The following is a 7829-nucleotide window of genomic DNA, read 5'->3' on the forward strand; positions in this document are numbered from 1 at the left end:
AAAAAGCGTGGACGGTTTTCCGTCCGAAATCGCGCCAAAGAGACAGAGCGGTTCGGCGTTTCCATGAACGCCGAACCGGTCTAGCCGTAACCATGGCGCGCCCGAGACGAGGATTCATGCGCGACAAGCGAGACTACGGTCTCACGGATCCAGCGCTGGCCGCTGTGTCCGTGGCTGCGCTCATGCCACACCATTCCCACCGCGAAGCCTTCAACGGGAAACGGACAGTCCATCACGTCAAGCTTGTCCGCGCAATCACGCACCAGCCGTTCCGGGACCAGCGCGACGAAGTCCGAGCGAGACACGATCTCGGGGACGAACAGGAACGAAGCCGCGGAGAGCACGACATTACGCTTATGTCCGAGAGCGGCCAAAGCACTGTCTACCGGTGTCGCGAAGCCGCCGCCTTCCAGGGACACGACCACTTGCTCCAACTCGGCAAATTCAGCGACCGTGATTCCTTCCCGCAGCCGCGGATGCTTCTTGCGGCCGATAAGCACGTAGCGCTCATCGAATAGATGTCGAGCGCGAAGACCTTGCGGGGCCTCCTGCGGCGTCATCAGTGCCAAATCCACATCACCGCGCGCCATCTGCGCTTCCAGTTGCGGCAGGTCCAGATTGCGTATCGCAACGCGAACGCCCGGTGCTAGCGTCCTGAGCTCCACGACAAGCGGCTTGACTATCGCGGCTTGCAGATAGTCCGTACAGGCAATCGCGAAGATCAGCCTGGCCTTCGCCGGATTGAAGTTCCGATGCGAGCTGAGCGTGGCGCGAACTTGATCAAGGGTTTGGCGCAACGGGTCGAGCAGTTCCATTGCTTTGGCCGTCGGCGTCATCCCTCGCTGGGCGGGAATCAGCAGTTGGTCGTCGAACTCTTGTCTGAGGCGGTTCAACTGGGCGCTTACCGCTGGCTGGCTTAGATGCAGTCGGGCAGCCGCCTTCGTGACGTTGCGCTCGATCAGCAGCGTCTCCAGCGTAACCAACAGATTGAGATCAAGGCGTTTGGTATCCATGGAATGGATAGTAGCCGATAACTTATGCGATTTCAAAAATACGTCGAAGCGTCCGAGACTCTTGCTGAAGCCAAACGTCGCGGCACGCTTTTCGGCGGCCAGGCGTGGTCGTCTGTCCGGGGCCGAAGCGATTTCGCCCTCAAGCCGGGATATAATCAGCATGAGCCAGATCGATACCTCCAAACCCCTGATCACCGTTGTCGGGGCCTCGAGCAAGCAGGGTCGCAGCGTCGCCAAGTCCCTGCTCGACAGTGGACGCTACCGCGTGCGCGCGCTGACTCGCCGTCTCGACAGCCAACCAGCGCAAGCCTTGGCGAAGAAAGGGGCCGAGGTCGTGGTGGCGCCCCTGGAACTCGGCCGGCAGGCCGAACTGACCGAAGCACTGAAAGGTTCGGCCGGGGCGTTCTTGATGACGCCGCCGATCGTCAAGGTGCCGCCGGCGGAACCCGAACTCAACCTCGGAAAGGAGTTGGCCGACGCGGCAGTGGCCGCTGGTGTCGAACACGTGGTTTTCAGCGGGCTCGAAAATGTCGAAGCGATCACCGGCGGCACCAAGTGGGCACCGCATTTCACGGACAAGGCGAAGGTAGAGGATTACATCCGCAGCTTACCCATTCGCAGCTCGTTTGTATACTTGGCGTTTTATTACACCAACTTCCTGGAATACTATGTGCCGCAAGGTGTGGAGGACGGCATAGATTTCGCCATATACTTGCCTCCGGACATCCCCGTGCCGTTCTGCGACCCGCTCACTGCGGCCGGTCCAGCGGTGCGCGAGATCTTCGATCACCCCGCGCGATACACCGGGGAGGCGCTGCCCGTGATCGGCGAGTTTATCTCGGCGCAGCAAATGGTGGACACGTTTGTGCGCGTCACCGGCAAGCGCGCGCGCTACGCCTCTGCATACTCGCGCGAAGACTTATTGCGCCATTTTCCGGGTTTCGCCGGCAACGAGCATCTCGTGCGCGAATTGGTGGGCATGGTCGAATATGCCGTCGAATATGGCTACTACGCTCCCGGGCGCGATCTGACCTGGAGTCGGAAGATCGATCCGAATGCGCTGACCTGGGAACAGTTCCTCAAGCGCAGCAAATGGCAGGGCGACTTGCTGTCCTATGGCGCCGCCGCCGAGGCCGAGCTTGCGCCGATCTGAGAGCGGCGACGCTGTGCTCTTCCTTAACTCGCCGAAGACAGCAGCTTGCCGTGCTTGCCGACGATCCTGACCGCGGTCAGCCGCCCGCTCCGGAAGGCGCCGGTATCGATGCCGAGCCGGCGCCCTTCGAACTTCGGCACATCCACGATCGTGTGTCCATGCACCACCCAGCGGTCGAGGATATGGGCCTTCTCGAAGAATTCCGAGCGGATGTTGAGCAGGTCGTCCTCGTCCTGCTCGACGAGGTCGATGCCCGGCCGGATGCCGGCGTGGACGAAGACGAACTTGCGCGAGCAGACCATGACCGGCAGCGTGCGCAAGAAGCTGACATGGCCAGCGGGAATGGCGGCGCGGATGCGCCGGTCGACCTCCTCGCTTGAGCCGTAAAGGTCGCCAAGGCGTGCCGGGTCGACGCCATAGGAATAGAGCGTCTCGAGCCCGCCGATCGCCAGCCAAAGTTCCCGCGACAGATGCCCGTCGAGATAGCCGAGCATGGCGACCTCGTGGTTTCCCGCCAGGCAGACGCGCAGGAAGCCTTGCGGCGCCGGCGCGATGAGATGATCGAGGACGCGTCTCGAGTTCGGGCCGCGGTCGACATAGTCGCCAAGCATGATGATGATCTTGCGCCCGCGAAAGGGCAACGCGTCGAGCAGGATCTTTTGTTCCAGCGACCGCAACTCCTTGTAGCAGCCGTGCACATCGCCGATCGCATAGACGACCGTGTCCTGCATTTCCAATTCCAGACGATCGCGCGGCGCGGTCCGGGGTCGTCTCGATCGCTGGAACAGGCTCACGGAATGAGGCTCGATGCTCGCATGGGGTTTCGGGAGCATGTCACACGGCACGCATGAAGCCTCGATATCATGCTTGGCCGGAATTACCACGGGCTCGTGACTTCAGGCGCGGGAAACCTGAAGTTGAGCCGCCTTGAGCCGGTAGCCGTAGTGACAGAGCATCACCAGCACGGCGGCCAGGAACCGCAGGATATCGACGCCGCCAAAGGTGGTTTTCTGCATTGCGCAACAAAAGATCGGGCGCGCGAGCGACCATGCATGCCCGGCTACACCCCGATGCCGCGTCCCTTGAGCGCCGCGGTGATCTCGTCGAGGATGGCCGGATCGTCAATGGTCGCCGGCATGGTCCATTCTTCCTTGTCGGCGATCTTCTGCATGGTGCCGCGCAGGATCTTGCCGGAGCGCGTCTTGGGCAGGCGCTTGATCGTCACCACCGTCCTGAAGGCGGCGACCGGGCCGATGCGCTCGCGCACAAGTCCTACCACCTCGCTTTCGATGAGGCCGATGTCGCGCGAAACGCCGGCGTTGAGTACGACGAAGCCAAGTGGCACCTGGCCTTTCATCGCGTCGGCGATGCCGATGACGGCGCATTCGGCGACGTCGGGATGCGCGGCAAGCACTTCCTCCATCGCTCCAGTCGATAGCCGATGGCCGGCGACATTGATGATGTCGTCGGTGCGGGCCATGACATAGAGATAGCCATCCTCGTCGATCATGCCGGCGTCGGCCGTCTTGTAGAAGCCTGGGAACTCCTCGAGATAGGCCTGGCGGAAGCGGGCGTCGGCGTTCCACAGAGTTGGCAGGCAGCCGGCCGGCAAGGGCAGCTTGACCACGACATTGCCGAGCGTGCCGCGGGCCACTTCATGGCCGGCATCGTCGAGCACGCGAATATCGTAGCCCGGCATCGGCACGCCGGGCGATCCGTATTTCACCGGCAAGAGCCCAAGGCCGGCCGGGTTGATGGTCATCGGCGAGCCGGTCTCGGTCTGCCACCAGTGGTCGATCACCGGCACGGCGAGCTTCTGCTCGGCCCATTTGATGGTTTCCGGGTCGGCGCGCTCGCCGGCGAGAAACAACGTGCGGAATTTCGACAGATCGTAACTCGGCACGAATTCGCCGCGCGGGTCCTGTCCCTTGATGGCGCGGAAGGCGGTCGGCGCGGTAAACAGCGCCACCACGCCATGCTGCGAGATCACCCGCCAGTAGGTGCCGGCGTCCGGCGTGCCGACCGGCTTGCCCTCAAACAGCACGCTGGTTGCGCCATGCAGCAGCGGGCCGTAGACGATGTAGGAATGGCCGACCACCCAGCCGACGTCGGAAGCCGCCCAGAACACTTCGCCCGGCTTGACGCCGAACTCGTTCTCCATCGTCCATTTCAAGGCGACCATGTGGCCGCCATTGTCGCGCACGATGCCCTTCGGCTGGCCGGTCGTGCCCGACGTATAGATGATATAGAGCGGGTCCGTGGCCAGCACCGGAACGCAGTCGACATTGGCCCCGGCGGCCCGCTCGCGCGCAACCGCGTCGGCATAATCGATGTCGTAATGGTCCTTCAGCTCGCAGCGCAACTGCTCGCGCTGCAGGATCAGGCAAGCGTCAGGCTTGTGCCTGGAGAGCTCGATCGCTGTGTCGAGCAGCGGCTTGTAGGCGACGGTGCGTCCGGGCTCCAGGCCGCAGGATGCCGAGATGATCAGCTTCGGCTTGGCGTCGTCGATGCGGGTGGCGAGTTCATGCGAGGCGAAGCCGCCGAAGACCACCGAATGCACGGCGCCGATGCGCGAGCAGGCGAGCATGGCGAAGGCCGCTTCCGCCACCATCGGCATGTAGATGATGACGCGGTCGCCCTTGCCGATGCCGCGGTTCTTCAGCACCGAGGCGAGTGCGATCACTTCGCGCTTCAGCTCGACATAGGTGAATTTCCTGATCGTGCCGGTGATCGCGCTGTCGTGGATCAGCGCCACCTGCTCGGCGCGGCCGCTGGCGACATGGCGGTCGATGGCGTTGAAGCAGGTGTTGCAGGAGGCGCCGGTGAACCAGCGGCCATAGACGCCGGCCTCGGCATCGAAGACGCGCTCATAGGGGGAGAACCAGTCGATGGCTTTCGCCGCGTCCGCCCAGAATTGCTCCGGATCGCGTTTCCAGCCCTCATAGACCTCGTGGTAGCGTGACGCCATCCAGCTTCCTCCCCAGGAAATTTGCCGTCCTCGAATAGCCTATGCTCTTCCTGCCGGCCATGTCTTCCCCGAAATTCGTCGATGGCCGATCTCGTCTCGGCCGCAAATATCCGGCACCATGGCATGCTGATAGCTGCCCGCCATGCGTTGGGCCAGGCCGCGAGCACGGCGGACTGCTCGGCGAGCTTCGAGACGCAGCAAAATGGCGACATATCGGGCAAGGCGCTCGGCTTCCGGCTGACGTTGCAGGGCCAGGACGGCAAGCCGCTGAAGATATTGCATGAGGACAAGGCGGTGCCGGGCTCGAGGAACTGCCCGACCTCCTACTCCCTGTCGGAGGCCTACGAATTTGCGCCCGAGGGCAAGCCGGCGGTGATTGCCGTGCTGGTCCAGCGCTTCAGCCAGGGCTTCGAAGGCCGCGACCGCCGCTTCATCGCGGTGACAGGCCGGGCGCGCTGAACAACGCCGGCCCGGCCGGGGCATGCAAACCCTGCCGACGGTGCCACGGCACCGTTCCTGCCTGTCCGCACTGTTTGCCGGCTTAAAGCGGCAAGGCCGCGAGCATCAACCCGACGCCGCCGGCGATCAATATCGCAGCCGCAAGAGCCTTCCGGTGGCGTTCGAATGCCGTCGGCGCGCGATCCCAATTGTAACGCATACTCGTCACCCTCTCCCCAAACGCCGGCGATTCCATAGCTTACTTAAGGGAAAGAAGGCAACACCCCCGTTTTCGTCAGCTTGCCGGGCAATGGCGTCAACTGTCACCTGCGGCCATCGATGGTTCCGGGAGATTGCCGTGAAGAAGGCCTGCGAAAAGCCGGTATCGAGCAAGCGCGAGAAACTATCCGCCGTGACCGCCGCGACGCAGACTTCACGCGGGTGATTTCCCGCACCAGTCGGGCCGAAGCCCGTCGTCGCCTGGGCGGTCAGGACGATGGACAGCATCGTCCTGCCGCGCTAATGGCTCTCCAGCATTCTTGCATGGACTGGAGGCCCCATGGCTGAAATCGCATCTGGAATGGTTCTGCGGCTGGCCGACGATGCATCGGTGCAGCAGGTCGGTGATGGTGCGGTCGTGCTTCTGGCGCGCAGCGGCCAGCTCTATACTTGCAACGGCACTACTGAAGCCTTTCTCGACAAGGTCGACGGCGCCCGCAGCCTCGACCAGATTGTCGATCTGCTGTCCGACGAGTTCGAGGTCGACAAGGCCATGCTCGACCAGGACATGGCGGCGCTTGCCGCTGAGCTGGTGGCGGAAGGTATCCTAGCCGACCCGGGTGCATGATGGCTGACGGGCTGCTGCGGGTGTTGTTTCGCGCCCATCTGTGGATCAGCGCGCGGCTGATGCCGGCCCTCGTCGGCAAGCGCGATTTCGAAGCGGTGTTGAAATGGGCGCCGCTGACATCGCCGACACCCTATCGCGGCCTGCCGTCCTCCTACATCGTCGCCAGCGTCAACCGTGCGGTCAGGCATCCCTGGCTGATGCGTGATCGAAGATGCCTGAGGGAGGGCCTGCTCGCCCATCGCTTCCTGCGTCTCGCTGGCTTCGACCCGGACCTGCGCTTTGGTGTCGATCCGCAGTCGATGCACGCGCCGCGCCTGTCGGCGCATTGCTGGGTCTGTCTCGATGGCCGGCCGGTGGTAAGCGATAGTCTCCCCGGCATGGTGGAGATCTATCGCCATCATGCCGAATCTGGAAAGGCGCGTGCCGCTTGACCGCGTCCATGAGCTACGCCCTTAACGGCCAGATCGTCGCCATTTCGGCCGAACGCGCCGAGCTCTGGCGCGATCTCGATAGGATGCTCGCGGGCCTGAGCGCCGCCGAACCCGTCGAAGCCGGCTTTCGCATCGACATCATCGAGACGCAATCGCTTTCCGAGACGCCCGAGGGGACGCTCGCCTTCGACGGCGAGGTGCCCGAGGACGGCCATTGCCGGATGATCGATGGCGGCGACGTCCTTCACCTGGTGTTTCCCGGCCGCCAGACGCTTTCCATCCGTGCCGGCGAGCGCCGGGCCGAAATCCGCACGCGCCCCGGTGTCAGGATCACCTGGACGGCGTGGATGCTGGTGCTTGATGCCGCGCTCGACGCGGGTGGGCAGTATATGCTGCACACCGCCGGCCTGACGCTGCCGGGGAGCGACGCCGTGGTCCTTATCCACGCCCCGAGCGGCACCGGCAAGACCACGACCTCGCTGGCGCTGGCTTCGCAAGGCTTCGGCCTCTGCGCGGACGATTCCATGATCCTCGATGTGGCGCCGGACAAAGCCGCGGCCTGGGGCTTGCCTCGCCATGTGAAGATCCACCGCAAGACAGCCGAACTTGTCCCTCTCGTCTCGCCCTGCCTCGGCCCGTCGTGGGACCGCAATGTCGAACAGGCCGTGTCGCTCGAGCGCCTCGGCCAGATCCTGCGCGTCGAAAGCGTGGTCGCTAGGCCGGTCTCGGCGCTGCTTCACCTTGCCCGCTCGGCCGACGGCGAGAGCAGGCTCAATCCCATGGCCAGGACCGACGCCATGGTCGCGCTGGCCGCCGACAATGTCAGGACCGGCATGACCGGCCTGCTGCCACTGCAAAAACACCGACTGGCGACGATCGCCAAACTGGTCACGACGGTGCCGACCTTTACCCTGGAGGTCGGCGCGCGACCTGCCGATGCGGCGCGGTTGATCCGGTCCGCGCTGGCGCTCGCCTGATT

General features: G+C 63.9%; 9 protein-coding genes. 5 read left to right on the forward strand and 4 right to left on the reverse strand.

What is annotated here, in order from left to right:
- Positions 1–80 precede the first annotated feature (80 nt).
- A complete protein-coding gene (locus tag EN745_RS05960; RefSeq protein ID WP_348627210.1) occupies positions 81–1175 on the reverse strand; it encodes a LysR family transcriptional regulator in 1095 nt (364 codons plus the stop codon).
- Here EN745_RS05960 and EN745_RS05965 point away from each other — a divergent pair.
- Entirely contained in the window at positions 1174–2166 is a 993-nt protein-coding gene (locus EN745_RS05965) for an NmrA/HSCARG family protein (RefSeq protein ID WP_126056845.1), read from the forward strand. The genes EN745_RS05960 and EN745_RS05965 overlap by 2 nt on opposite strands.
- 23 nt (positions 2167–2189) lie before the next feature.
- Here the strand turns inward: EN745_RS05965 and EN745_RS05970 are convergent, their stop codons facing one another.
- Complete coding sequence (locus tag EN745_RS05970) at positions 2190–2897, reverse strand: metallophosphoesterase family protein (protein ID WP_245487650.1); 708 nt, start codon at positions 2895–2897, stop codon at positions 2190–2192.
- A gap of 329 nt (positions 2898–3226) precedes the next feature.
- The gene (locus EN745_RS05975; RefSeq protein WP_127420764.1) at positions 3227–5134 is read right to left on the reverse strand and encodes a propionyl-CoA synthetase; all 1908 of its coding nucleotides are present in this window, start codon (positions 5132–5134) and stop codon (positions 3227–3229) included.
- A gap of 81 nt (positions 5135–5215) precedes the next feature.
- Here EN745_RS05975 and EN745_RS05980 point away from each other — a divergent pair, with 81 nt between their 5' ends.
- Positions 5216–5593: a DUF2259 domain-containing protein gene (locus tag EN745_RS05980; protein WP_245487651.1), complete on the forward strand. Its 378-nt coding sequence runs from the start codon at positions 5216–5218 to the stop codon at positions 5591–5593.
- Positions 5594–5797: 204 nt separating this feature from the next.
- On the opposite strand, the gene EN745_RS05985 is transcribed toward EN745_RS05980, so the two are convergent.
- Positions 5798–6079 carry a hypothetical protein gene (locus EN745_RS05985; RefSeq protein ID WP_127420765.1) on the reverse strand — a complete coding sequence of 94 codons (282 nt, stop codon included), beginning with the start codon at positions 6077–6079 and terminating at the stop codon, positions 5798–5800.
- Between the two features lie 52 nt (positions 6080–6131).
- Between EN745_RS05985 and EN745_RS05990 the strand changes: the two genes are divergently transcribed.
- The 3 genes from EN745_RS05990 to EN745_RS06000 are packed head-to-tail and all read left to right on the forward strand — an operon-like array spanning position 6132 to position 7827.
- Positions 6132–6419: a PqqD family protein gene (locus EN745_RS05990; RefSeq protein WP_127420766.1), complete on the forward strand. Its 288-nt coding sequence runs from the start codon at positions 6132–6134 to the stop codon at positions 6417–6419.
- The gene (locus tag EN745_RS05995) at positions 6416–6850 is read left to right on the forward strand and encodes a lasso peptide biosynthesis B2 protein (RefSeq protein WP_189362970.1); all 435 of its coding nucleotides are present in this window, start codon (positions 6416–6418) and stop codon (positions 6848–6850) included. Before EN745_RS05990 ends, EN745_RS05995 begins: the two co-directional genes overlap by 4 nt.
- Before the next feature lie 8 nt (positions 6851–6858).
- Positions 6859–7827: a serine kinase gene (locus EN745_RS06000; RefSeq protein ID WP_127420767.1), complete on the forward strand. Its 969-nt coding sequence runs from the start codon at positions 6859–6861 to the stop codon at positions 7825–7827.
- Positions 7828–7829 lie beyond the last annotated feature (2 nt).

The organism is Mesorhizobium sp. M4A.F.Ca.ET.022.05.2.1 (assembly GCF_003998845.1).
Classification (GTDB): Bacteria; Pseudomonadota; Alphaproteobacteria; order Rhizobiales; family Rhizobiaceae; genus Mesorhizobium.

Excerpts from the sequence above, each read along its gene's own strand:
- EN745_RS05965 (WP_126056845.1), top strand. The coding sequence starts at position 1,174 with ATGAGCCAGATCGATACCTCCAAACCCCTGATCACCGTTGTCGGGGCC.
- EN745_RS05970 (WP_245487650.1), bottom strand. The coding sequence starts at position 2,897 with ATGCAGGACACGGTCGTCTATGCGATCGGCGATGTGCACGGCTGCTAC.
- EN745_RS06000 (WP_127420767.1), top strand. The coding sequence starts at position 6,859 with ATGAGCTACGCCCTTAACGGCCAGATCGTCGCCATTTCGGCCGAACGC.
- EN745_RS05980 (WP_245487651.1), top strand. The coding sequence starts at position 5,216 with ATGGCCGATCTCGTCTCGGCCGCAAATATCCGGCACCATGGCATGCTG.
- EN745_RS05960 (WP_348627210.1), bottom strand. The coding sequence starts at position 1,175 with ATGCTGATTATATCCCGGCTTGAGGGCGAAATCGCTTCGGCCCCGGAC.
- EN745_RS05975 (WP_127420764.1), bottom strand. The coding sequence starts at position 5,134 with ATGGCGTCACGCTACCACGAGGTCTATGAGGGCTGGAAACGCGATCCG.
- EN745_RS05985 (WP_127420765.1), bottom strand. The coding sequence starts at position 6,079 with ATGCTGTCCATCGTCCTGACCGCCCAGGCGACGACGGGCTTCGGCCCG.
- EN745_RS05990 (WP_127420766.1), top strand. The coding sequence starts at position 6,132 with ATGGCTGAAATCGCATCTGGAATGGTTCTGCGGCTGGCCGACGATGCA.
- EN745_RS05995 (WP_189362970.1), top strand. The coding sequence starts at position 6,416 with ATGATGGCTGACGGGCTGCTGCGGGTGTTGTTTCGCGCCCATCTGTGG.